The organism is Amycolatopsis sp. NPDC051758 (assembly GCF_044453095.1).
Taxonomy (GTDB): domain Bacteria; phylum Actinomycetota; class Actinomycetes; order Mycobacteriales; family Pseudonocardiaceae; genus Amycolatopsis.
The window spans coordinates 55,896-78,882 of the sequence record NZ_JBITCJ010000023.1; the positions used below are offsets into that span (position 1 = coordinate 55,896).

27 protein-coding genes and 1 pseudogene are annotated in these 22,987 nt (G+C 69.7%); 7 read left to right on the plus strand and 21 right to left on the minus strand.

Features of this window, described 5'->3' with window-relative positions; genetic code table 11:
* Positions 1–252 precede the first annotated feature (252 nt).
* Positions 253–639 carry a winged helix-turn-helix transcriptional regulator gene (locus ACIA5G_RS51690; protein ID WP_395937541.1) on the plus strand — a complete coding sequence of 129 codons (387 nt, stop codon included), beginning with the start codon at positions 253–255 and terminating at the stop codon, positions 637–639.
* Here the strand turns inward: ACIA5G_RS51690 and ACIA5G_RS51695 are convergent.
* From ACIA5G_RS51695 to ACIA5G_RS51710, 4 genes are all read right to left on the minus strand, one after another.
* A complete protein-coding gene (locus ACIA5G_RS51695) occupies positions 636–1,760 on the minus strand; it encodes a diguanylate cyclase (protein ID WP_395937543.1) in 1,125 nt (374 codons plus the stop codon). The genes ACIA5G_RS51690 and ACIA5G_RS51695 overlap by 4 nt on opposite strands.
* Entirely contained in the window at positions 1,727–3,256 is a 1,530-nt protein-coding gene (locus tag ACIA5G_RS51700; RefSeq protein ID WP_395937545.1) for an MFS transporter, read from the minus strand. Before ACIA5G_RS51700 ends, ACIA5G_RS51695 begins: the two co-directional genes overlap by 34 nt.
* A 160-nt stretch (positions 3,257–3,416) precedes the next feature.
* A complete protein-coding gene (locus ACIA5G_RS51705) occupies positions 3,417–4,070 on the minus strand; it encodes a YdcF family protein (RefSeq protein WP_395937547.1) in 654 nt (217 codons plus the stop codon).
* A gap of 36 nt (positions 4,071–4,106) precedes the next feature.
* The gene (locus tag ACIA5G_RS51710) at positions 4,107–5,129 is read right to left on the minus strand and encodes a helix-turn-helix transcriptional regulator (protein WP_395937549.1); all 1,023 of its coding nucleotides are present in this window, start codon (positions 5,127–5,129) and stop codon (positions 4,107–4,109) included.
* 389 nt (positions 5,130–5,518) lie between these two features.
* Here ACIA5G_RS51710 and ACIA5G_RS51715 point away from each other — a divergent pair, with 389 nt between their 5' ends.
* Positions 5,519–6,334 (plus strand): Scr1 family TA system antitoxin-like transcriptional regulator, encoded by an 816-nt coding sequence (locus ACIA5G_RS51715; protein WP_395937551.1) that lies wholly within the window; start codon positions 5,519–5,521, stop codon positions 6,332–6,334.
* A 653-nt stretch (positions 6,335–6,987) separates the two neighbouring features.
* On the opposite strand, the gene ACIA5G_RS51720 is transcribed toward ACIA5G_RS51715, so the two are convergent.
* Complete coding sequence (locus ACIA5G_RS51720) at positions 6,988–7,311, minus strand: hypothetical protein (protein WP_395937553.1); 324 nt, start codon at positions 7,309–7,311, stop codon at positions 6,988–6,990.
* A 991-nt stretch (positions 7,312–8,302) separates the two neighbouring features.
* Between ACIA5G_RS51720 and ACIA5G_RS51725 the strand changes: the two genes are divergently transcribed.
* Together ACIA5G_RS51725 and ACIA5G_RS51730 are read left to right on the plus strand one after the other, a co-directional pair.
* Positions 8,303–8,662, plus strand: a complete 360-nt coding sequence (locus ACIA5G_RS51725) for a hypothetical protein (protein ID WP_395937555.1) — start codon at positions 8,303–8,305, stop codon at positions 8,660–8,662.
* Between the two features lie 206 nt (positions 8,663–8,868).
* Positions 8,869–9,114, plus strand: a complete 246-nt coding sequence (locus ACIA5G_RS51730) for a sigma factor-like helix-turn-helix DNA-binding protein (RefSeq protein WP_395937557.1) — start codon at positions 8,869–8,871, stop codon at positions 9,112–9,114.
* A gap of 210 nt (positions 9,115–9,324) precedes the next feature.
* On the opposite strand, the gene ACIA5G_RS51735 is transcribed toward ACIA5G_RS51730, so the two are convergent.
* The 6 genes from ACIA5G_RS51735 to sigK form a co-directional block, all read right to left on the minus strand.
* A complete protein-coding gene (locus ACIA5G_RS51735) occupies positions 9,325–9,618 on the minus strand; it encodes a hypothetical protein (protein WP_395937559.1) in 294 nt (97 codons plus the stop codon).
* A gap of 114 nt (positions 9,619–9,732) precedes the next feature.
* Complete coding sequence (locus ACIA5G_RS51740; protein ID WP_395937561.1) at positions 9,733–10,170, minus strand: response regulator; 438 nt, start codon at positions 10,168–10,170, stop codon at positions 9,733–9,735.
* On the minus strand, positions 10,167–11,714 hold the full coding sequence (locus tag ACIA5G_RS51745; RefSeq protein WP_395937563.1) for an ATP-binding protein: 1,548 nt from the start codon (positions 11,712–11,714) through the stop codon (positions 10,167–10,169). Before ACIA5G_RS51745 ends, ACIA5G_RS51740 begins: the two co-directional genes overlap by 4 nt.
* A complete protein-coding gene (locus tag ACIA5G_RS51750; RefSeq protein WP_395937565.1) occupies positions 11,711–12,910 on the minus strand; it encodes a PP2C family protein-serine/threonine phosphatase in 1,200 nt (399 codons plus the stop codon). Before ACIA5G_RS51750 ends, ACIA5G_RS51745 begins: the two co-directional genes overlap by 4 nt.
* Before the next feature lie 195 nt (positions 12,911–13,105).
* On the minus strand, positions 13,106–13,822 hold the full coding sequence (locus ACIA5G_RS51755; RefSeq protein WP_395937567.1) for an anti-sigma factor domain-containing protein: 717 nt from the start codon (positions 13,820–13,822) through the stop codon (positions 13,106–13,108).
* Positions 13,819–14,406 (minus strand): ECF RNA polymerase sigma factor SigK, encoded by a 588-nt coding sequence (gene sigK, locus ACIA5G_RS51760; protein ID WP_395937569.1) that lies wholly within the window; start codon positions 14,404–14,406, stop codon positions 13,819–13,821. The genes ACIA5G_RS51755 and sigK overlap by 4 nt, the downstream gene beginning before the upstream one ends.
* 158 nt (positions 14,407–14,564) lie before the next feature.
* On the opposite strand from sigK, the gene ACIA5G_RS51765 reads away from it, so the two are divergent.
* From ACIA5G_RS51765 to ACIA5G_RS51775, 3 genes are all read left to right on the plus strand, one after another.
* Entirely contained in the window at positions 14,565–15,545 is a 981-nt protein-coding gene (locus ACIA5G_RS51765; RefSeq protein ID WP_395937571.1) for a beta-ketoacyl-ACP synthase 3, read from the plus strand.
* Between the two features lie 49 nt (positions 15,546–15,594).
* Entirely contained in the window at positions 15,595–17,178 is a 1,584-nt protein-coding gene (locus tag ACIA5G_RS51770) for a molybdopterin-dependent oxidoreductase (RefSeq protein ID WP_395937573.1), read from the plus strand.
* A gap of 114 nt (positions 17,179–17,292) precedes the next feature.
* Positions 17,293–17,961 carry a fasciclin domain-containing protein gene (locus tag ACIA5G_RS51775; protein WP_395937575.1) on the plus strand — a complete coding sequence of 223 codons (669 nt, stop codon included), beginning with the start codon at positions 17,293–17,295 and terminating at the stop codon, positions 17,959–17,961.
* Between the two features lie 192 nt (positions 17,962–18,153).
* Here the strand turns inward: ACIA5G_RS51775 and ACIA5G_RS51780 are convergent, their stop codons facing one another.
* The 10 genes and pseudogenes from ACIA5G_RS51780 to ACIA5G_RS51825 form a co-directional block, all read right to left on the minus strand.
* The gene (locus ACIA5G_RS51780) at positions 18,154–18,537 is read right to left on the minus strand and encodes a hypothetical protein (RefSeq protein WP_395937577.1); all 384 of its coding nucleotides are present in this window, start codon (positions 18,535–18,537) and stop codon (positions 18,154–18,156) included.
* A 62-nt stretch (positions 18,538–18,599) separates the two neighbouring features.
* Positions 18,600–19,013: an ATP-binding protein gene (locus tag ACIA5G_RS51785; RefSeq protein ID WP_395937579.1), complete on the minus strand. Its 414-nt coding sequence runs from the start codon at positions 19,011–19,013 to the stop codon at positions 18,600–18,602.
* Between the two features lie 128 nt (positions 19,014–19,141).
* A complete protein-coding gene (locus ACIA5G_RS51790; RefSeq protein ID WP_395937581.1) occupies positions 19,142–19,399 on the minus strand; it encodes a hypothetical protein in 258 nt (85 codons plus the stop codon).
* 168 nt (positions 19,400–19,567) lie between these two features.
* On the minus strand, positions 19,568–19,867 hold the full coding sequence (locus ACIA5G_RS51795) for a hypothetical protein (protein ID WP_395937583.1): 300 nt from the start codon (positions 19,865–19,867) through the stop codon (positions 19,568–19,570).
* 66 nt (positions 19,868–19,933) lie between these two features.
* On the minus strand, positions 19,934–20,335 hold the full coding sequence (locus ACIA5G_RS51800; RefSeq protein WP_395937585.1) for a YeeE/YedE thiosulfate transporter family protein: 402 nt from the start codon (positions 20,333–20,335) through the stop codon (positions 19,934–19,936).
* A gap of 52 nt (positions 20,336–20,387) precedes the next feature.
* Positions 20,388–21,599, minus strand: a complete 1,212-nt coding sequence (locus ACIA5G_RS51805) for a hypothetical protein (RefSeq protein ID WP_395937601.1) — start codon at positions 21,597–21,599, stop codon at positions 20,388–20,390.
* The gene (locus ACIA5G_RS51810; RefSeq protein WP_395937599.1) at positions 21,596–21,820 is read right to left on the minus strand and encodes a sigma factor-like helix-turn-helix DNA-binding protein; all 225 of its coding nucleotides are present in this window, start codon (positions 21,818–21,820) and stop codon (positions 21,596–21,598) included. The genes ACIA5G_RS51805 and ACIA5G_RS51810 overlap by 4 nt, the downstream gene beginning before the upstream one ends.
* 31 nt (positions 21,821–21,851) lie before the next feature.
* A pseudogene (locus tag ACIA5G_RS51815) lies at positions 21,852–22,103 on the minus strand (RNA polymerase sigma factor); the annotation flags it as partial.
* A 57-nt stretch (positions 22,104–22,160) separates the two neighbouring features.
* Positions 22,161–22,457 carry a putative quinol monooxygenase gene (locus ACIA5G_RS51820; RefSeq protein WP_395937587.1) on the minus strand — a complete coding sequence of 99 codons (297 nt, stop codon included), beginning with the start codon at positions 22,455–22,457 and terminating at the stop codon, positions 22,161–22,163.
* A gap of 26 nt (positions 22,458–22,483) precedes the next feature.
* Positions 22,484–22,819: a Sec-independent protein translocase TatB gene (locus tag ACIA5G_RS51825; protein ID WP_395937589.1), complete on the minus strand. Its 336-nt coding sequence runs from the start codon at positions 22,817–22,819 to the stop codon at positions 22,484–22,486.
* Positions 22,820–22,987: the final 168 nt, after the last annotated feature.

The window sequence follows — 22,987 nt, forward strand, 5'->3', positions numbered from 1 at the left end:
GTGACCGGCCGGCCTTCTCGCCAGACACAGCCGGCCACCGTCCCCTTCGATTCCTCTTCCGTTCCCAGGCGCCGGAGCCCGGGTGACTTCCGGTTTAGCGGCCTGACCTCGGCTGAGTGCAATGTAAGTCGGCGGGTGAGTCTGGACTCAGTCGACGGATCTTCACTCGTTCGGACGAAGGTGTCCGGCCGACGGGACGTCAAGGGCTCGACTGGGGCAAGCCGGGCGGAACTTCGTGATAGGTCTGCAGGTGTGGATGACTGGGACGTGCCGTACCGACAGAGCGTGTACGAGGTACTTGCCCTGCTGCGAGGTGACTGGACCGTCGCCGTCCTCGCGACCCTCGCGCTCGGCGAGCTGGAGTTCACCAAGCTGCGGAACGAGGTGAATGAAGCCGAGGAGCGCTCCGGCTGGACGGCGCACTCGAAGCCACTGACGGCTCGCACGCTGACCGACACCCTCCGGCGGCTCGAGCAGGACGGGCTCGTCGAACGACGTGCGGAAGGCAGCGCCTTCTCCAATGTCTGGTACAAGCTGTCACCCGACGGCCGTGCGCTTCTGCGCGCGTTGCGTCCCTTGGCTACATGGTCGAAGCAGCGTCGCGACCAGACACGAGCGGACAGCCGCGGCCATCGCTAGGCAGTCGACTTGACGACTCGGACCTGATTGCGCCCGGCGTCCTTCGCCGCGAACAGCGCGTTGTCGGCGGAGATCAGGACCTCCTCCAGCGAACTGCCCGCCGCGGGGAACGCGGCTGCGCCGATCGACACGCTGACGTGGAAGCCAGGGCCGGAATCCGGCTCGATGACAGTGCGTTCGACGTGCTCCCGGATGCGGTCCGCGATGGCGTGAATCGCGTCCGGCGAGCTGCCCGGCAGCAGGACGACGAACTCCTCGCCACCGAATCGCCCGCAGAGGTCGTCGCTCCGGACTTCGCTGCGGATGGCGTTGCCGACGAGGATGAGCGCCTTATCGCCGGTCAAGTGTCCGTGAACGTTGTTCACGTCGCGGAAGTGGTCGATGTCGATCATCAGGACACCGACGCTGAAGCCGTGCTGGTGAGCGCGGTCGAACTCCTTCGCCGCGATCGCGTGCCAGCTCGCGGCGTTGAGCAGTCCGGTCTTCGAATCGGTGGTCGAGGCGTGCTCGAACTGGCGGATCAGGACGCTGCGATGCAGCGCGTAGAGCGGCAGGAACAACACGATCACGAGCCACGGGCGCAAGGTCAGGAGGACCGCGGTCAGCGCGCCCATGCACAACGTCGCCAGCTCGAGGATGTTCTCGTTGAGCGCGCCGAGCATCCGCTTGAACGACAGGCTCCGCCTGGCGAGGGCGATCGCCACCCCGACGATCGTCGAGTTCGCGGTGAAGTAGATCGCGATCACCGACGCCAAGCCCACCGCGGTCCAGATGCCGGCTTCCTGGCCAGGCGGCACGACGTGCAGCTGCTTGGCAGCCCACCCGGCGATCTGGCAGGACAAGATGACGTTCGCCGTGCTGAAGATGACACGGTGCGCGTGGATCCCGGCGACGCCGCGCCAGCTGCGCAGCCACAGGTGCAGGTACAGCAGCACGGCGACGAGGGCTGCCAAGGCGGTCGGGAGGGTCAGCGCGGCGGCCAGGGTCCACACGGACGAGAAGTTGACGTGTGGGGTGTCCGAAAACCGCCGTCGCCGGCGCTCGACCCGGCGGGTCATCTCCGCGGCCAGGATGCCGAGCCCGACGATCAACCCGCAGGACACGACATCTCGCCATGCCATCGGGCCCTCACGTCGAAGACGATGGCCGCTACCGCGATGGCGTCGATGACCAGCAGAAACACTGCCGCGGGCCGCGGTAGCAACCAGATAGCCCATCGTGACCAACCGGAGCGCTCAGCGACCTCCTCGTTCGGCATACTGATCTCGCTTCCGTTCCCAGGGGAGGACCCGAGGTCCTCGAGCTCCGGCTGCCGCACCTCGGCACCTCCCGCCGCCGGACGCTCCGGGAGGGGGTCACTATGCGTAACAAGGATTTCTGAGCGCGCTGAGTCCACCGGTGCGGGCTCGTCCTCGACAGTTCTCGCCTGCCGAGGTCGAGCCGCCCACCAGACGAATCCGGCCGCAACTGCGGAGAGTGACGCAACCGCGCCCGACGCGGCGACGACGAAGACGGGATCTATGCGCTCGGCGACCACGCCGGCGCCGAGGATCGCGATGCCCTGCGAGCTGTAGAGGCAAGTGCTCAGCCGACCCATCGTGGTGCCGCGACGCGCGTCCGGCACCAGTTCGACGACGACCGCCTGCAGCCGGATCAAGTAGATGGTGGACAGCGCACCCGAGACCGCCCAGAGGCCTGCGGCCCACCAAGCGCCTGGTAGCACGAGGCAAGCGATCAAGGGCAGGCCAGACGCCGCTGCCGGCACGACGACCAGCTTCGCCGTGAGCGCGGTATCGGGCCGGAGTCGGCTGGCCAGCCAGCCGCCGAGCACGCTGCCGACGGGATCGGCCGCCATCAGGATGCCGACCCCGACCGACGTCAGGCCCACCGCGTTCGCGTACGGCGCCGCCAAGCCTTCAGGTACGACAAGAAATCCGATCATCGCGGCCAGCATGTAGATAGCGACCATTCGCGGGTCGCTGCCCGCCGCCGCTGCCCGCGGCGTCGACTTGGTCTCGGCTCGGCTGACGGGACGAGCCTGGACAACCGCGGCGACCACTACGGCGCTCACGAGGAACGTCGCGGCGTTCACCAGCAGGGCGCCGCTCGTGCTCAAGCTCGTGACGAGCAGGCCGCCGAGTCCGAAGCCGACCACCTGGGCCGTTTGCGTGCTGATCTGCCGGAGGCCGAGACCGGCCTGGTAGAGCCCGTTCGGGAGCACGTCCGGCAGGAGCGCGAGCTGAGCGGCCTTGAACGGCGCCGCAGCCATGGTCAGGCAGCCGGTCAACGCCCAAAGGATCCCGAGCGGCATCCCCGGCACGGCCATCGCCGCCGCCAGCACGGCGCGCACGACGTCGGTCACGACGATCACCGTCCGGCGCGGATAGCGATCCGCCAGGCCGGAGAGCAGGAAGCCGCCCAGGATCGCCGGTACGAAGGTCAGGGCGTAGGTCAACGCGGTCAGCGCGGCGGAGTCCGTACGGGCGTAAACCAGCAGCGCGAGCGCGACCCGCGCGACCTGGTCGCCGAAGACCGACAAGGCCTCGGCCAACCACAGCGCACGGAACTCACGGCCTCGCAACGCCGCCGCAAAACCACGGTGTCCGGTTTCGGTCATCGGCCCTCCCCGCCGCCGTCGAAACTCGCCCGGCAGGCCCCCCTACCTGGAAGAACCACGGTATGCCCGCTCCGTGTCCATGTGGACACGAGTAGCGACAGATCACCCAATCGCAGCACGGCCGTGACGGTCCGCTACTGACTTGATCGACTCCCGCCGGTCAGAGCAGGCGGCTGTTGAATCCCGCAGCGACCAGGCGATCGAACGCGGCCGCCACGGCCGGAGGCACCGGCTGCTCGATGGCGAAGCCACGAGCGGGGTAGAGCATCACCCGCTGCAGATCACCGATCATCATGTCGACGACCTCCGCGGCGTCGCCGATCGTCTTGACGTACTCCTCCAACGTCAGCGGTGCCGACGTGCACGTCACCACGACTTCAGGCCACAGGCACCGGCAGGTCGCGAACGCCCGGCGCTCCATGTACGGCATCGAGATGAGGAGCACGGAGTCCGGTGTCAGCCCGGACCCGATGAGCAGCTCGCGGGAGAGCGTGATGTTGGCGCCGGTGTTCGCGGCCTCAGGCTCGACCAGGATGGCGGCGTCCGGCACGCCCAGATCCAAGGCGCGCTCGCGGAAATGGACGGCTTCGCCGCGCGGGAAGGTGGCGGCGGTGTCCCGGCTGGTCGCACCGGTGAAGACGACGGTCTGGAACATGCCGCGGTGGTACAGCTCGGCCGCGTACTCGGCGACGCCGATGTCGTTGCATCCCAGCGCGATGCCGACGTCGCACGCAGAAATCTCGTGGTGGACTTGGTGGAAGTCCCACACGAGCTCGGCGTCCTGCCACTCCACATCGGTAAGTTGCCGCGTCACAGCGCGTTCGTACTCCTCGGGTTCGTGTACGCGGGCTCACGCCTGGCGTTCGTACGCGCGGCGAATGCCCGAGATGGCCTGTAGCTGATGCATCATCCCGTACTGCGTCGAGGTCGCGGCGGCGCCCTCCAGCAGCTTGAGCCCGCTATCGGCCGTGGCGGGATCGGACAACAGGAGGTGGCCGTGCGCGGTATCGAGGCGAACGCGCTGCATCGGTGCGTCGCCGGGCCGGTGGTCGAGCGCCACCTGGAAGGCGACGCCGGCTTGGCTTAGGTCGCCATCACCACGGTGCGCCAGGGCCAGCTTCTGGAACGCCACCGACCAGTCCTGCGGCTCTTCGAGAGCCTCGAACTGCCGGATCGAAGGCTTGATGAAGGCGATGGCGTCCGCATTCCGGCCTGCCTTGCTGAGCGCGGTCCCGACCCAGAGCTGGGCGCGGGTGCGGTCCCGAGCGTCGAGGCGGGTGTCCGTGGCCAGCTGCCGGTACTGCTCGGCGGCAGGCTCGTGGTTGCCGCCCATCTCGTCGAGGACCGCCAGCTGGAGTTCGAGCTGCGCGACCCGCCGGTCGGCACCGAGCTCGCGGAAGACCGCCATGGCGCGTCCGTAGCTCTGCCGGGCGGACATCGGTCCGGTGAGGACGCCTTGGTCCTGACGCAGATCACCGAGAAGCCGTAGCGACCGGCCGTAGAGGTAGAGCCCGCGGTCATCGCCGCTGGGGACCAGCCGGCCGGTCCAGCGATCCAGCAGGAGCTTCGCCAGGTCGAACTCCTGGCGGCCGAGACAGACGGCGACCCGGTCAAGATCGTCGGCCCAAGTTTCGTAGTCAGCGCTCGGATGCGACACCACGGCAGCGCCTTCGGCCAGCAACTCTTCGAGGCCGCGCGACGTGACGCCGAGCGTCCGTGCGAGTTTCGGCCGCTTGTAAGGCAACGGCTCCGATTTACCGCGTTCCCACTGCCCGACGGTAGTCGTGTCGAGGCCCAGTTCGATGGCCAGCGTCTCCTGGGTGTAGCCAGCTGCCTTACGAGCGCGGATGAACCCGTAGCGCCGCGCTCCCATGATTCACTCCCTCGATCACCGCCTGAGGTCATCAGATTACCGCAGGTCAGAAGGCTGCACGCAAGATCTTCTACAGATTCACCCCGGATGTACGCCCTGGTGATTCAGCTGGACGACCCGCGAAGGTCGATTTCGGCACCCCGGTGGCTGGTCGACCGCCTCGCTTCCCCTCCGATGTGAGCCCCGGTCACCAGGGTGCCACCCAAGACCGGCGGCAACTGAAAACCATGACCTCGAAACAGAAATCAGAAGACGAGCCAGCGTGCGGTCCCTAGTGGCCGAACGAGGAAGACCTGGCTCTGTACGTGTTGCTCAGCCGCGTACTTCACGGGCTTCGTCACCTTCCTGAAGCTTCTTCAGCTGACCAACGTGAAAGCAAGGACCGAACGATGAACGCAACTCGCAAACCTGCCGTACTCGCCGTGAGCGTCGGACTGCGCGATGCACGCGAGCGCCAGAAGATGGGGCTCCGCGAGTTGGCTCGCATGCTGGGGATCAGCGCCCAGAAACTGTCGAACGTGGAACTGGGGACAAATGTCCCCGAGCCCACGCTGGTCGCCCAGATCCTCGGTTGCCTCCGAGTCAGCCGTACCGAATTCGACCAGATCATGCCGATCGCCAAGCAGGTCGACGTCCCGAACTTCGTCGACCAGTCCGCGTCGCCGCTGATCGATCTTCTGTGGACGTACGAGCAGCTTTCGAGCCGCATCGTGGAGTGGGCACCGTTCTGCATCCCGGACCTCCTGCTGCCACCGCCGCCGCCCGCCGCAGCTCAGGGTGAGATCGCGAAGCAGTCCGAACGCCACGACCAGGAGCTGTTTCACCGCCAGTGCCGTCGGCAGACGATGGAGCAAGGCGGACGCCGGTACGTCTTCTTGATCGGCGACGAGGCTCTGCGCATGGCCCGCGACGAACCCGACGGCGCCGAGCAGATCAGGCAGCTCCGCGAAGCAGGGCGCCGCCTCGACGTCACAATCCAGGTCGTCCCGTCCGGGCCCGATTCCGCGGCAGCCTTCACGCTCTTCGAGGACGGCCCCAGGCCGATCGCCGTCGCGCTCAAGCACAGCCACTGCACGACGTACGGCACGGACAAGGACGTGCTGAACAAGTACCACGACACCGCGCGAGCACTGCTGGGGCGCGCCTTCGCCCAGCCGGTCACGATCGAGGCCTGGCTCGATTCCCTCCAAGCTCGGGCGTCGTGATGGTCGCCGCCGTCATCTACGTCGACCCGCAGACGATCCAGCCGGTCCTCAACGGCAAGTGGCATCGAGCGGATCTCACCGCGGTGCCACAACCGGGCCAAACCGTCACGATGCTCTGCGGCGAATCCGGGGCGGCTGAATTCAAACTCTCGGGCGAACGTCGGGACGGACACATCCATCAGCAGTGCGAGCCCTGTGACGATGTTCTCCGCCGGCGGAAGGGAATACCTTCACGACGCGATCGGATCGGCCGTCGATGAAAGAGTTCGGTCCGGGCAGCGCGCTCAGGCCAGGCGACTGCGACGTCCGCTCCCGATCCCATGCCGCCTCGACGACGCCGGCGGGACCGCTGTGACCACCGGACGGTCCGCCGTCCCGCACCGCGATCGTCGCGTCCATGTTCGACAGGGGTGCTCGCCGACGGCTGCGCACGCATTGCGGTTCGACTCGGCGAACGCCACGGTGTGCAGCGTTGTCGACTTTGACCTCGCACTCGCGGCAGAACGCGGCCGGAAACGCTACCTCGAGCGCGCCGCCGCGATCGAGAACAGCCCGAGCGAACCTGGCGGAAGCCACCCCGTAAGGCAACGAGCCGAGCACGACCCAGCCGTGCGGCCTGCGGGCGGTCGGGAGTTCTCGACGGCAAGCCTTACTCACGACTCATCCGGCTGATCATCCGCCGCCACCTCGACGAACCCGGCCCGGGCCTCCCTTGCCGGCTGCTCGTCGGCGGCCAGCTCGCCGGCGAGGATCTCCTCGACCTGGGCCGCGGCACGCGAACACCGCCGCCACAGCGCGCCGAATACCCCGACCACCGCAGCCGCCACACTGACCACGACGATCGCCCCCGGACTGTCGGCGATCGCGCTGATGGCCGACGCCACCAGCAAAGCCGGCAGGAGCCACCACCGCGAACGCACACGGGCGTGCCGCGCCCGATACGTCAGCGCTCCGAGCAACGGGTGTTGTGCGTTCATCGTGGCCATCCTCCCGATTCCGGCGAAGTTCCGGCTTCCTGCGGCATTCGGTCCTGATGTGACGAACGTCGTCACGCGTTATCCGATCCGGTCGAAATTTCGGCCGACAAGGTTACTTATCGAAGCGAAGATCAACACTTTCGTGCAGCAGCCTTCCCCCACAAGGCGTAACTGACGCAAAGATTGCGTGCCTTCGGTAGCGGATCCGTGATCACCCCGTGTCCGAGTGCGCCGGCTCCCCCGCGACCGGGGAACGCGCAGCTTGAGGTTGTCTCCAGGCCACGCCCCGCGATGGAATCAGCACCGCACCTCGGTTGCGAACGCGGCCGGGCGACGAGCCGGCTGCGGCTGAACTCCCCAGGCGGCGACCGGAACACGTTGCGAGCACCAACAGGTGTCGAACACCTGTCCGGATATCGCAAGACGGCGGTCGCCGTCGAGCCGAGCGCTCAGGGGGCGGGAATGACTTCGACGACGCCGTCGGTGGTTTCGGTGACGAACAACGTGCCGGTCGCCTGGTCCACGGCCACGGTGTTGGGCTGCCGCACGGTGGGCAGCCGGACGGTTTCTCGTGGCGCTGGGAGCGCAGCGCCCTCGGATGCGCCCTAGGCCGGTTGGTCGAGCACCTCGTCGCCCGCGGCATTCCCGCGCTGGGCACCGACAGCTGCGCCGGGTCCACGAGCTGCTGCACCCATCCGGGCGACTGCCGGCCGAGACCGTACCGGACGGCGGTGGACGCTGGGCGGCGAAACACGGCTGCGCGACCGGCGCGGCGACTTCGGCGGCTGGTTCCCTGGGCCATCCTCGACCTGCGTGTGCGTTACGCGACCTGGCCGAGGCTGCCAGCTTCCGGGTGTACGCGGTGCGGCCGTGCCATAGCCGGCACTTCGCCGACGTATGAACGTGAGCGACGGGGTGAACCGGCGATTGAATGCTCCGAAAGGGGGTATGCCACGATGTCAAGGGTGGGTGAAGTGAACGGGGTGGACCGATGACAACCGTGCATGTTCAGCAGCCATTACGCCGGCCTTCGTCGGTGGTGTGCCACGTTCAGGTTGCTGACGCCGCGATTTCCCTCCGTATCACCGGCGCCGTGCACACGGACCGCGACGCCACATCTGTCGTCGACGAACTTGCCCAAGCCTGCGGGCTGTGTTGCGGCATGGTCCTCGTCGACGTGACGCGCTGCGACGTCGACAGCGAACTCCTCGTCACGATGATCGGCGAGGCCACGCTGCGAGCAGGGCGCGCCCGCTGCCAGGTCCGGGTTCTCGTCGACGCTCCCGAGGTCGCGGTCGCGCTGGCTCGGGCCGGGATCGCGCACGCCGAGCTTGCCGCCGGTGCGCGGTGACCGCTCAATTACCCGAATGGGTGCGGCCGGTCCACATCCCGGCCGCAGATCGCCTTCTCGCGGCGACCTACCTCGTGCTCCGCCGCTCCGGGCTGCGGGCCCGAGCTTGCCGCCGGGCCTGCGGAAAGGTGCTTCACGGATCGTCCGCGGGAGGCCGCCCCGCCGGACAACGGATCCGGACGGAAGACTTCGCGGATCTCCGCCTCGTGCTAAGCCGCAAACGACGACCGGTCACGTTCGACGCGGCGGTCGAAGAAGCGCTGCTGCTCGACGCGATGCTGTTGCTGCCACCTCGGCAGCGGTTCGCGGTGCGCTCGGTGGTGACCCGAAACTGGTCGGTCACCGACATCGCCGCGCACACCGGATGGACTCGCGGCCAGGTGCACAACCTGCTGCGCGCCGGCCTGAAAACCCTGTCCGAGCAGGGTGGATCCGCTGCGGCTCCGTCCTAGACCAGGTGCCTCGTCGAGGCTGCGCCGGTGCTCTTGATGCCGTCCAGCCGGCGAAGGCGGCAATACGCGTGTCGAACGCGCGCAGCAACGTGTCCACCAGGCCAGGCAGTTCGAAAGTCTGCCGGTTGTAGACGCGACCGCGACGTGCAGGTCCCAACCCGCCAGACGACCGTGACGGGCGACGTACTCGCGGTCGTGGCGTCCGTGAGGTCAGCGAGCGAAGATCATGGTCACCGTGGTTCCGGCGGCGGTCTTGTCGACGACCGCATCCTGGAAGGGAGCGGACCGGCGGGAGACCGCGGCCGTGCAGCGTGGTGGGCTGCCGCCGGCCGTGGTCGGCGACGATGACGACCACGACATCGCCGCGGCGTGGCGGTCAGGAGCGGGCTCGGCACTGCGGGAGATCACCGGGAGCCCGGTGTGTTCGAACGCCGCGGCGACCGCGTCCTCCAACATCGGCGCGGTGAGCAGGTTGAGCTCTCCGGTAACGCGCAGACCAAGCATCGCCGGTGTTGTCGGAACGGTATGTCGTCACGCGCAGCAGATCCTGCCGAAGGACTGGGTCATCGGTGGTCACGTGCATATCCTCGCGCGCACTGATGCCTCGTCATTCCCTTGTCAATGCGGCAGTTTGACGACCGAAACGAAGAAGTTGTCGATCTGCCGGACCACCTCGACGAACCGGTCGAAGTCCACGGGCTTGGTCACGTAGGCGTTGGCGTGCAGGTCGTAGCTGCGCGCGATGTCCTCTTCGGCTTCGGACGTCGTGAGCACGACGACCGGGATGCTCCGCAGCTCCGCGCTGGCTTTGACCTCGGCCAGGACCTCCCGGCCGTCGCGGCGGGGCAGGTTGAGGTCGAGCAGGATCAGCCCCGGTCGCGGCGCGTCCTCGTACGGCGGTTCACGGCGCAGGAACTGCAGCGCCTGTTCCCCGTCGGAGACGACCGACAGCGTGTTGCGGATCTTGTAGTGCTCAAATGCTTCCTGGGTCATCAGGACGTCACCCGGATCGTCCTCGACGAGCAGGACGTCGATCGGTTCCAGTTTCTCGGTCATGCGGCGTCCTGTTCTTCGGCGGGGACTTCGGAGACGTCGTGGGCAAGGAGGGTGAAGCGGAAGCGCGTGCCGGCGGTGGTTTCGGTGTCGAGCCAGATCCGGCCGCCGTGGTGCTCCACGATCTTGCGGCACATCGCCAGCCCGATCCCGGTGCCGGGGTACTCGGCCCGGCCGTGCAAGCGCTGGAAGATCACGAAGATCCGGTCGGCGTACCGGGCATCGATCCCGATCCCGTTGTCGGTCACCGAAAACACCCAGTCCCCGCCGTCGCGCTCGGCCGAGACGGCGATCTCGGGCGGGTGCTCGCCGCGGAACTTGATCGCGTTGCCGATGAGGTTCTGGAACACCGCGGTCAGCAGCGACATCTCGCCGCGCACGGACGGCATGCCTTCGGCGACGGTCACCCGGGCGCCGGTATCGGCGAGCGCGTCTTCGAGGTTCGCAGTGGCGCGCGCGACGAGGTCGGCGGACTCGACGACTTCGGGTTCTCCCCCGCGGCGGCCGACCCGGGAGAACGCGAGCAGGTCGTTGATCAGCACCTGCATCCGCTTCGCGCCGTCGACTGCGAAGCCGATGTACTGGTCACCCCGCTCATCCAGCTTGTCGGCGTAGCGCTTCTGCAGCAGCTGGCAGAAGCTCGTCACCTTCCGCAGCGGCTCCTGCAGGTCGTGGGAGGCGACGTAGGCGAACTGCTCCAGATCGGAGTTCGACCGCTCCAGCGCCTGGGTGCGGGTCGACAGCAGCGCGTGCGCGGTCTCCAGTTCGGCGACTTCGGCCAGGATCCGGCGGCGCAGCCCGTCGACGTCCTCGCCGAGCTGGCGCACCTCTTGCGGTCCGGTGCCGGCGACCGGGCGGTGCAGGTCGCGGGACGCGGTGTCGCGGACCGCGGTCGCGAGTGCGCGGATCGGCCGGACGACCGCGCGTTGCAGCCCGACGTACAGCAGGACGAGCCCGGCCGCGATCATGACGGCGACGGCGACCAGCACCCAGGTCAGCAAGGTCGCGGCGGAGGACAGGTCGGCGCGTCCATCCGCCCGGGCGCTTTCCAAGTGCGTCGTCTGGGCGGCCAGTCGCACACGGAGGGCGTCGAACAGCGTCTTGTCCTGCTCGATCTGCGCGGCGGAGGGCACCGGCGCGCCGGGCGCCGCTTGCGCGAGCGCGACGCCGCGCCAGGTGTCCGCCGCGGCCAGGACTTCGGCGAGGTCGCGACCGGCGGGGATGTCGGGCGCGGCGCCCAGCCTGCGGAGTTCCGCCACGGCTTTCTCCTGGTCGACGAGGCCGGCCCGGTAGGGATCGAGGAAGTCCTGCTGCCGGGTCAGCAGGTAGCCGCGGACCCCGGTCTCCTGGTTGACCAGGGCGGTGGCCAGGGCGCCGGCCTGCAGCAGCTGGGGGCCGGTCTGGTCGAGCAGCCGGGTGCGCGCGTCGTTGAGGTTGGTCAGCGCGACCGCGCCCGCGACCAGGGCGATGCAGAGCAGCACGGCCTCGACCGAGGCGAGGATCGCGATCGAGCGTCGCAGCGGCCAGGACGAGCTGGTGCGGGTCATCGGGTTCCTTCGGCGGTCAGGTGGCGGAGGAAGACCAGAGCGACGTCGTCGTCCAGGGGCCCGCCGTTGAGGTCCTGGACGCGGTCGATCAGCGCGTCGAGCGCGGAGCCCCCGGCATCCGGGTGCGCGAGGACATCCTCGGCCAGCGGGGCCAGCCGAGCATGACCGAGCCGTTCGCGCGCACCGTCGAAGCCTTCGAAGATGCCGTCGGTGTAGAGCAGCACCGACCAGCCCGGTGCGAGGGCAAAGTTCATCTGCCGGCGCGGCCGGCGCACCGGGACGCCCAGCGGCGGGCCGAGCGCGTCCGAGGAGAGAAAGGCCGCCGTGCCCGATCCGGGCAGCAGCAAGGGCGGCGGGTGGCCGGCCAGCACCATCCGAGCCGACGCGCGGTCGGGCGCCACGGTGATCATGCAGGCCGTCGCGAACAACGGCGTGAGCTGCTCGCTCAGCAGCACCCGCTCGACGGTGGCCAGCACCTCCATGGCCGACAGACCGGCTAAGACCAGCGCCCGCCAGGCGATGCGCAGGGCGACCCCCAGGGCGGCCTCGTCCGGGCCGTGCCCGCAGACGTCACCGATGATCACCTCGACGGTGCCGTCGGCCAGTTCGACGGTGTCGTAGAAGTCGCCGCCGAGCAGGGCGCCATCCCGAGCCGGCCGGTACCGCACCGCCAGCCGCAGACCGGCGTCGGCGAGCAGCGGCGTGGGCAGCAGACCACGCTCGAGCCGGGCGTTCTCGCCCGCGAGCAGCTGCTGCTCCAGGAGCCGCTGCTCGACCTCCTCGGCCCGCCGCCGCTCCCAGGCGTAGCGCATCGCACGGACCAGCAGCCGGCCGTCGACCTGGTCCTTGCCCAGGTAGTCCTGGGCCCCGGCGGCCACGGCCGCCACGCCGGTCGCGGTGTCGTTCTGACCGGTCAGAACGACGATCGCGGTCACCGGGCTGTGGTGCCGCAGCGTCGTCAAGGCAGTCAGGCCGGTCGCGTCGGGCAACTGCAGGTCGAGCAGGACGCAGTCGACGCCCGCCGCGTGAGCCAGGGCCGCCGCCATGGTCGTGACGCGCAGCAGGGTGATCCGTTCAGCTTCGGCCGGCAGGTCGGCGAGCATCTCCTCGACCAGCAGGGCATCCCCGTCGTCGTCTTCGACCAAGAGGACCGACAGGCGCGTGGCATCACGCAACGGAGAGGGGGATGCAGCCACGCGGGCAGGGTCGACCGAAGGAGCAGACAACGTATCCGAGCCTTTCCGGTGCAGACCCGTCCTGCCGGCCGCAGACCACCGAATCCCCAGGTGAAAGACGCCCGCGCGAGCGGGCGTCGGCGGCTGCGGTCTCAACCGGATTCAGTTTAACCGCGGTGGCTCACACGCCTCGCGAGGTGGGGTCCATCCGGTCGTTCAGCCGACCACGAGATCCGCGATCGACGGCGTGGTCGGCTGCAACGATCCGGAGGCGGGTTCGATCGTCACCGAGATGCCTTCGATGTCGGTGGACAGAGCGGCCTCGACGGTGCCCTGGGGCCCGACCAGCCCCGCCGACCGTGGCGCTCCCGGGCCCGTCAGCCACACCTCGTAGGCGTGGCCGGCGTCCAGGTGCGGGAGGACCTGCGCGGCGAACAGGACCTTGCCCAGCTGCCGGGAGACCGTGGCCGAGACCGCGCCGCCGCCGGTCGCTGTGGCGCGCACGGTGGTGACGTCAGGCGCGGACGTCACCGCGCCGACGGCCACCGGCACGGGGCTGCCTGGGACCGACTGGCCCAGCCCGATGCTGATCCCGCCGGCGAGCACCGCCGCGGCCGCGGCGATCGACGCGATCCCGATCAGCGCGCGCCTGCGCCACGGATGCCGTCGCGCCGCTAGAACGGGCTCGGTCGGGACAACGGGCGGCAGCTGGCGGGTCTGGGAGATTTCGGCCAGCACCCGACGGCGCAGGCCCAGCCCGGGACCGACCGCCTCAGCGGCGCCCAGCCGGGCGGCGGTCGCCCGGAACTCGGCGACTTCGCCCGAACACGCGGGGCATTCGCTCAGGTGCCGGGTGAAGGTGGCGCGTTCGTGGTCGTCGACCGCGTCGAGGACGTAGGCGCCGGCGAGGATGTGGGCGTCGGCGGTGGTCATCGGTGCACTCCCAGAGCGTCGCGCAGGCGGACCAGTCCGTCTCGCATGCGGGTCTTGACGGTGCCGATCGCGACACCGAGTTCTTCGGAAACCTCCCGGCAGGTGTAACCCTGAAAATAGGCGAGCAGGATCGACTCCCGCTGGAGCTCGGTCAGGACTCCGAGCGCGGCGCGGACCTGCACCCGGTCGAAGTGGTCCAGCGTCGCCTCAGTGACGTCGTCGTACGGACGACGCAGGTCCAGCCGCTCGGCCCGGTCTTCCCGGTCGACCGCGGCCTGCTCGGAGCGGACGCGGTCGATAGCGCGCCGGTGGGCGATGGTCAGCGCCCAGGTCTGCACGCGCCCGCGGGCGGCGTCGAAAGTCGCCGCCTTGCGCCAGATCTCGAGCAGGACCTCCTGGGTCACCTCCTCGGCGTGGGCGCGCGACCGCAGGACCTGGAGCGCGGTCCCGAAGATCGGCCCGGCCAGCCGGTCGTAGAGCGCGGCGAAGGCCTGCTCGTCGCCGAGGGCGGCGCGAGCCAGCAGCTGTTCCGGTTCCGGCTCGGTGCCGGAACCGGCGCGGAGTGCGACTGCGCGGGCGGTCATAGCAGCCGTTCGTCACGGCGAGCCCGTGCGGATTGGTGCTGGGACGAGAAGGTCAGCCGGTGACCCACAAGGACGAGCGAGAACGCGCTGTCCACAGTGGATCGGGCAAGCCGTGGCCCTGGTAGTTCCGAACACCGAGGACCGATGAGGAGAATGTGATGACCGGCTCGACAGCGGTCTCGTTCGGGCACCACCAGCCGAGCCGGACAGTGCAGAACGACGAACTCGCGGACCTGCTCGGCACCTCCGAGGCGTGGATCCGCGACCGGATCGGCGTGCGCAGCCGCCGGATCGCGGCACCCGGCGAGTCGGTCGCCGACATGGCGACGGCCGCCGCGGAGGCCGCGCTGCGGCGCTCCGGCCACCACGCCGCGGACGTCGACTTGGTGGTCGTCGCGACGTGCACGGCGTTCGACCGGATGCCCAGCGTCGCCTGCCGGGTCGCCGAGCGGCTGGGAATCACCGCGCCCGGTGCGTTCGACCTCAACGCGGCGTGCTCGGGCTTCTCCTACGCGCTCGCCGCCGCCGACCATGCCATCCGCGCGGACGCCGCCGCCCGGGCGATCGTGGTCGGCGTCGACAAGATGAGCGACTTCCTCGACTGGACCGACCGCTCGACGTGCGTGATCTTCGGCGACGCCGCGGCCGCTGCCGTCGTCGAGCGCGCCGCGGGCGGGATCGGGCCGGTGGTGTGGGGCTCGGCCCCGGCGAAGGGCCGCTGCATCACCCTTGAAACCGCCGGGCCCGGAGCGCTGCCCGCGGTGTTCCGGCAAGAGGGCCAGGCGGTCTTCCGCTGGGCCACCACCGAGCTCGCCCCGATCGCCCGGCAGGCGTGCCACCGCGCCGGCGTCGACCCGGCCGAACTCGGCGGCGTCGTGACCCACCAGGCCAACGTCCGCATCATCGACGCGCTGGCCCGCAAGATCGGCGCGACCGGCGCGGTGATCGCGACGGATGTGGCGGAGTCCGGCAACACCTCGGCCGCCAGCATCCCGCTGGCGTTGTCGAAGCTGATCGAGCGCCGGGAGATCGCAGCCGGCGCGCCCGTGCTGCTGTTCGGTTTCGGTGCCGGGCTGACCTACGCCGGCCAGGTCATCAGTTGCCCGGGAATTCCGGCTTTGTCGCCTGATCCGGTATGACGGAGACAGCGCGACCAATACCGCGACCGGGCCGCCTCGAACAACCGGTATGACCGCCACCGAGCTCGACACTCCGGAAGCTCCGTCAGCACCACCGCGCGCCCGGCTGCGATTCTTCGCCGCCGCGTTCACCGGAGTCCTGGCGCTGGCCGCCGCGCTGGCGGCCGGGCACTTGGTGGCGGGATTCATCAGCATCAACGCCTCGCCCTACCTCGCGGTCGGCAACGGCGCGATCGACCTGACACCGGTGGAGCTGAAGGACTTCGCGGTCCGCACCTTCGGCACCTACGACAAGCTCGTGCTGCTGGGCAGCATGGCCGTGGTGATGGTGCTCGCCGCGGCCTTGGCCGGAGTGCTGTCGCGGCGCTCACCGGTGCCCGGGACGGTGATCATCGTCCTGTTCGGACTGCTCGGCGGGTTCGCCGTGTTCCAGCGCCCGGACCTGACCGTGGTGGCACTGCTCGCGCCGCTGGCAAGTCTCGTCGTCGGGGTGGCCATCTTCCTCCTGCTGCAACGGATCGCGCCGCGCGTGTGGCGGGAAGCCGATTCCGACGCAAAGACCGGGACGTCGCGACGGTCCTTCCTGCTCGGCGGCGCCGGGGTCGTCGTCGGAGCGGGCGCGATGGGCCTAGGCGGACAGCTGATCAGCGGGACGCGGGACGCGACGGCGTCGAGGGAGGCGATCGGCAAGCTCGTGCCCGCCCGGACCGCGCCGACGATCCCTGCCGACGCGGACTTCGCCAAGCTCGGCACCCCGCCCTTCCTGACCCCGAACGACAAGTTCTACCGGGTCGACACCGCGTTGTCGGTGCCACAGCTGCGGGCCGAGGACTGGACGTTGCGGCTGCACGGCATGGTGGACCGCGAAATCCGGTACAGCTACGACGACATCCGCGAGCGGCCGCTGGTCGAGCGAACCGTGACGATGACCTGCGTGTCCAACGAGGTCGGCGGCGACTACGTCTCGACGTCGAACTTCATCGGCGTCGACCTGGCCGACCTGCTCGCCGAGGCCGGCGTGAAACCCGGCGCCGAGCAGCTGTTCTGCACCAGCGTCGACGGCTGGACGTCCGGCACGCCGGTCGCCGCGGCGCAAGACCGCGGGCGTGGCGCGATGCTGGCAATCGGGATGAACGGCGAACCGCTCCCGCTCGAGCACGGCTTCCCGGCCCGGCTGGTCACGCCCGGGCTGTACGGGTACGTGTCGGCGACGAAATGGGTCGTCGACATCGAGGTCACCACCTGGGCCGCACGGCAGGCGTACTGGCTCAAACGAAGCTGGAGCCAAGAAGCCCCGATCAAGACCGAATCGCGCATCGACTCCCACCGCGGGTTCGCCAACGTCCAAAAAGGAAAGGTACGGGTCGCCGGGGTCGCGTGGGCCCAACACACCGGGATCGAGAAGGTCGAAGTCCGCATCGACCAGGGCCCATGGCAGCAAACCATGCTGTCGCAGGAGGTCAACCCGAACACCTGGCGGATGTGGTGGACCGAGCTCGACATCCCGGCCGGAGTGCACCAGGTGTTCTGCCGCGCCACCGACAAGTCCGGCTACACCCAGACCGACCAGCGCGCGGGCACCGTGCCCAACGGGGCCACAGGATGGCACAACGTCACCTTCACCGCAGCCTGAAAATTTCTTCCCCGATCCACCAATCCGGATTCGACCGGGCCCCGAATCACCAGCAACAAGAGGTTCTCGCCGACTCGGCAGCCTCAGCCGCGTAATCAATTGGAGTGAATTCTCGTGCGTAACCTTCGTATCGCCGGTATCGGTCTGACTGCGGCCGCCGCGCTCACCCTGACCGCGTGCGGCAGCAGTGACACCGGGTCCTCCGCTTCCAGCAGCGCACCCGCCCCCTCCTCCTCGGCGGCCGCTCCCTCCTCCAGCGCCGCCGCCGGTGGCGACGGCATGACCACCAACGCCGACGTCTTCGGCCCGGCCTGCTCGCAGCTGCCGCAGGGCTCCGCGCCCGGTTCGCTGGACTCGATGGGCCCGCAGCCGGTCGCCTCGGCCGCGTCCACCAACCCGCTGCTGACCAAGCTGGTGGCGGCGGTCAAGGCCACCAACCTGGTCGACACCCTCAACAGCCAGCCCGCGATCACCGTGTTCGCGCCGGCCGACCCGGCGTTCGCCGCGCTGGGCGACGCGAAGTTCAACGAGCTGGCGGGCAAGCCGGCCGAGCTGGCGCCGATCCTGCAGTACCACGTCGTCGGCAAGCGCTACGACGCCAAGGGCCTCGAGTCGGCCGGCACGCTGGAGTCGCTGAACACCGCCGGCGGGCCGCTGAAGATCGAGGGCTCGGGTGAGAACATGACCGTCAACGGCGCGAAGATCCTGTGCGGCAACATCCCCACCAAGAACGCCACCGTCTTCGTGATCGACAAGGTCCTCACCCCGGGCACCAACAAGTAAGGCGTCCGGTCACCGACGGGTGACCTGACACGACACGGCCGCCTCGGCTCCTCTACCTCCTGGAGCCGGGGCGGCCGTGCTTTCGCTGTCCGACAACGGGTTCCGGTTCGGACAGCGACCGATGCCCGGTGGTGGCGAGCAGGACAGCCGCCACTGGGGGACGCCGAAGCGGCGGCGCCCCGCCGGTCGTCGTCACCGCTGGTTCACTCCAAAGCGGTGACGGCGACCGGCCCTGCCCTGCCCTGGCCAAGCGAGCCTTTGCTTACAGCGCAGCTGGATTCCGCCGCCGGCGACGTTGCCTCGGTTGCTGCAGTCGGCCACTGGCCCGATGTACTTGCTGTCGGCCACGGTCGTCCAGATGCCGTAGCTGATCGCGCCGTTCCCGCACTGGGCATACGCGCGATACTGGCCGTACCCGGCGGGAAGCCGGGAGCACTTCACGTGGAAGTTCACCCCGCTCGCGCTGGTGTTGTACGTGCAGTCGGACGTGGTGCCCGCTGCGGCAACCCCCGTGGTGGCGGCCAGGCCGCCACCGATCATGACGGCCAAGGCCACCAAAGACGTACGCACGCTCACCAGGAATCCCCGATCGGGTAGTCAGACCAGGTCGGTCGTGGTCACGGCACGGCGGGAAAGATCTAGAGCGGCACCAGCGCCCACACGACCTTGCCCACGCGGTCGGCACGCACGCCCCAGTCCACGGTCAGCTGGCCCACCAGCCGGAGCCCGAATCGGCCCGAGCCCGGCCCGCACGCTCGGACCGGTGTGACGTCCGGGTCCGCGTCGCTGACTTCGACCAGCAGGTTCTCGGCAGCGCGGGTGACGCGCAGCTCGTGGACTGCGGTGGTGTGCTGGTAGGCGTTGCCGACCAGTTCGTCGATCACCAGGAGAACGCCGCCGTAGCGATCGTCGGGACACGCCCCGAACGTCAGGGCCTCGGCGACCACGGACCGGACCTGACGCAGATCAGGGCGGTCGCTCAGCGCGACCGTGGTTTCGGCCGCCTCGGCAATCCGATCCGTGAGGCGCGCCAACTCCTGGTCGAAATCCATGGCTGAAACCGGCTTTCCCTCGACACCTGACTCGATTCGGGGTTCGGGGCGGTTCGCCGTCCGGATTGGTGCCCGGATCCGGAAATCACCGGATCAGCCGAAGATGTCGGTGTCCCGCTCCGCCAAGGTCAGCCGAGATCGAGCAGGCCGTCGTAGCAGTCGCCCTCGTCACCGTCGTGGTGGTGGCCGCCGGTGATGTGCAGGCCGAGCAGGATGCTCAGGTGCAGGCCGTGGTGGTGCTGACCGGGTTCGTGGCCGACGACCGAAACGCTCGGTTGCGGGGTCGAGGTGGAGGCGGAGGCCGCGGCGGGGACGGCCAGCAGGAAGCCGAGTGCCGCGGCAGGCAGGACGGCAGTCGCCAGAATGCGACGGCGGAGTGTGCTCACGGTGGATCTCCTTCTCCTCGAACGAACATCGGACCCGATCCCGGCGGGATCACGGGTCATTCGAGGCGACCGGCCTCAGTGGGCAGGGCCGCGGGACGTGGACCAGCCCTGTGGGTGACGAACCGGCGGTTCGGGCGAGCTCGAGCTGGAACAACCCGCCGTCGCCGATCAGGCGACCATCCGCATGGCAACGAAGAACACCACCAGCAGAGCCCCGATTCCGAAGCCGGTGAAAAGCGCGCCGCCGAGGGCGGGCCGGATCCGGACGCCCGCGTAGGCCAAGCCCAGTGCGAACATCATCCAGGCGCCCACGAAGGCGAGGTGCGTCATCATGGTGCTGCTGAGATCGAAAGCGACTTTCGCGCCGCCGGCGACGATCAGGGCGAAGACGATCGAAACTCCGGCGAGAGTCCACCGGTTCCTGGTCGCCCTGCCGGTCGAGGTTGAGTGCGGGTGACTGCGGGTCATGGATGACCTCCTCGTCGGATCTCCCAAGCCTCACACGGATTGGACCCGGTGATCCTTACCGGGCGGTTACCGGTGTTCGGGAGGCCCGGTCACGACGCCGCGTGTGGCCCGGGCGAGCGCGATCCCGCCGATGATGGCGGCCACGACGACCCACGAGGACACATTGAGCTGCGCGACGCCCGAGAGGCCGTGACCGAGGTTGCAGCCGCCGGCGAGCCAGCCACCCTCGCCGAGCAGAAACCCGCCGACGACCAGCCTGGCGTAGCGAACCGGTCGTCCGCCCCGGATGTGGAGATCTCCGGTCAGGCGGGCGGCGATCGCGGCGCCCGGGACGGTGCCCGGGAGGAAGGCCGTCAGCCACCAGTTCGGCTCTCCGGCGGCGAGACCGGCCACCGCGCCGACCGTGCTGGGGCCGAAGCTCGCGCCGCCGATGCCGGCCAGCAGGGCCCACCCTTTCGGCCGCACCATGCGGAGTGGACGGTTGAGCTCCCGCACTTGTGGCCCGGCCCTGCATCCTGGTTCACAGGTGTCGGACCAGAGTGGCCTGTGTGTAAGTCACCGGGAACCACACGTCTCGCCGCAGGAGCCAAGTGCCGTCCGGGGTCAGGTGGACGGTGCCGAGGTTGATGGCCGCTGCGGTGCCGGGGAATTCGCCGGCGACGATGCGGTCGCCCTCGTGCAGCACGCCGGGGCCGGCGGTGACCGTCGTCTGCTTGCCGAGGCCCGGGGCGATGCTGACCGGACGACCGGTGGTCGCGGTCCGCGCACTCAGCCCCGATGTCCGCAGCGTCGTCAGGTCCGTGCTGGCGGACGCGCTGGGGCCGCCGCTGGTGACGACGCCGACCAGCCCGTCGTGGAGGGTGAGCAGGTCGCCCGGTTGCGCGTCCGCCGCACCGGTGACGGTGAAGGCGCCGTCGAGACGCGGGGTCGCGGTGACAGTCCGGGTGGCCGGATCGTCGGCTGCCGCGGCCAGGGAGGCGATTCCCCGCTCGCCGCGGTCGCCGAACGCGAGCTCGGTGTTCCAGGCAGCTGCCTGCGGCGGCAGGCCGACGGTGAGCAATCCGTTGCGGGGCGAGCCGGCGGTGCCGGCGACCTCGTGCTCCACGGCGCTGGTGCTGAACCGGGCGGCGGACATGCCTGGGGCGACGAGGGCGACCGCCCAACTCGCCGGGGCTTGGTCCCCGGGCGCCGGCCTGGAGACGACGAAGCCGTAGGCCGCGGGGGCGGGCGCGTTCCCCGGGACGGTCACCTGGGCTCGCACCATCAGTGTCGCGGTGTCCGGCGTACCCGTGGTCGACGGCGTGGTCATGAAGCCCAGCGACGTCCTTCCGGCGGCGTCGTCGCGGCGCAGGACGACCAGCGTCGCGTTCTGCCCGCCGAGCGGCACGGCGGCTTCCGAGCCGGGGGCTGCGGCCGGGCTGGCGTTCGCCCAGGCGAGCTTCGCGCGGCCGATCAGCGCGGTGTCGCCGGCCAGGGGGCCGCGCGCCGGCCACTGGGTCACTGCCATGGGCTGGGCCGGTGCGTCGTCACCGCCGGAGGCCGTCGCGAGCGCGACGCCACCGCCGACCACGACAACGGCAGCTACCGCGGCTCCCGTCCAAACCCGTCGCCGTGCCCGCGTCCGCAGCACCCGATGCGCGACCGAGGCGGCCTCGCCGACTGCGGGACGGGGCAGGGAGGCGGCCGCTAGCTCGGTGCGCAGGAGTGTGGCGAAGTCCGGGTGCTGGGTCATCGTCGTCCCTTCGAAGTCGGCGTCTGCGGGGTGTGCGGGGACGGTGATTCGGCTACCCACAGCTCGCGCAGCCGTTGCAGGCCACGCGAGGTGGTCGACTTGACCGTGCCGGTCCCGCAGCCGAGCAGCCGTGCGGTGTCCGCTTCGCCGAGGTCGAGGTAGAACCGGGCGGCCAGCACGGCCCGTGTCCGCGGTGGCAGCCGCAGGAGCAGCCTCAGCATGTCGGGGTACCGGCGGTTCGCGACGGGTGCGGGCGCGGTGGCGCAGGAAGACCCGGGACAGCGTTCGGCGCGAGTAGGCGCCGAGGTGCTCGATATCGCCGCGTCCGACATGCCGGGTCAGCTTCAGCAGAGTGTCGTGCACGAGGTCGCCGGCCTCGTCCCGGTTTCCGGTCAGCACCATCGCGTAGCGCAACAGCTCGCCGTAGTGCTGCTCGACGAACACCTCGAACCGCTGGTCCGTCCTCGGCAATGTCCGGCCCGTCTCGACCTCGGCACCCACCACAGAGCCGGTGGACGCGCCGAATGGTTGCTTCGCCGGAGTCGAAGGCCCAGGCGAGGGTCAGGTCACCGCGATGACGTCCACGGGGCGGATGTCCGGATCGGCCGCCAGCAGGTCCGCAGCGACCTGCCCGAGCGCGACCGGGATCTGCCCGTCGAGATGGGCCTGGCGGGCTTCTTCGGTCTCGAAGGTGTCGAAGATGCCGTAGGTGGTGTCGTCGATCTTGAAGGCGTACCAGGTGACGGTCCCGGTCTCGGCGGCGGCGAGTGCGCGGCCCTGCTCGAGGAACGCGGCGAGTTCGTCGCCCTTGCCGGACTTGGCTTTGAGGGTCGCGAGAAGTCCTCGGTCGACGGTCATGGGGTGACGGTCCTTTCGGTTGTGCGTCAGGTGGCTTCCATGTCCACACCGGACACTCGCCCGGCCGGCGGCGGTGCCGGGGTGGGCGGTTCAGCGGCCGACGGCTCCAGCACGAACCGGGTCAGGGCGGTGCGGGGATCCAGGGTGCGGAGCTGGTTGAGCTCGCCCAGTGGTTTGCGCAGCTGCTCGAACTCGGGCCCGATTTCGTTGCTGATCTGCTCGTGCGCGTTCGCGAGGGCGTCCTTGGCCCGCTGTGCGGTCTTGCGCACCGTGGCGATGGCACCCGGCAGGCGTTCCGGGCCGAGGATGAACAAGGCGGCGACCAGCAGGACGAGCAGGTGTTCCGGGCTGAGTCCGAGCATGGTGCCCCTCCGGTCGCGGTCAGGGATGGGGTGGGTGGGGGGGCGCCCCCCCCCCCCCGCCCCCCCCCCCCCCGGGCGGGGGGGGGGGGGGGGGGGAAGTAGGCCGTTTGCCCCCCGGGGGGGGACCCCCCCCCGGGGGGGGGCGGGTGTGTGGTGTTGAACCAGTTT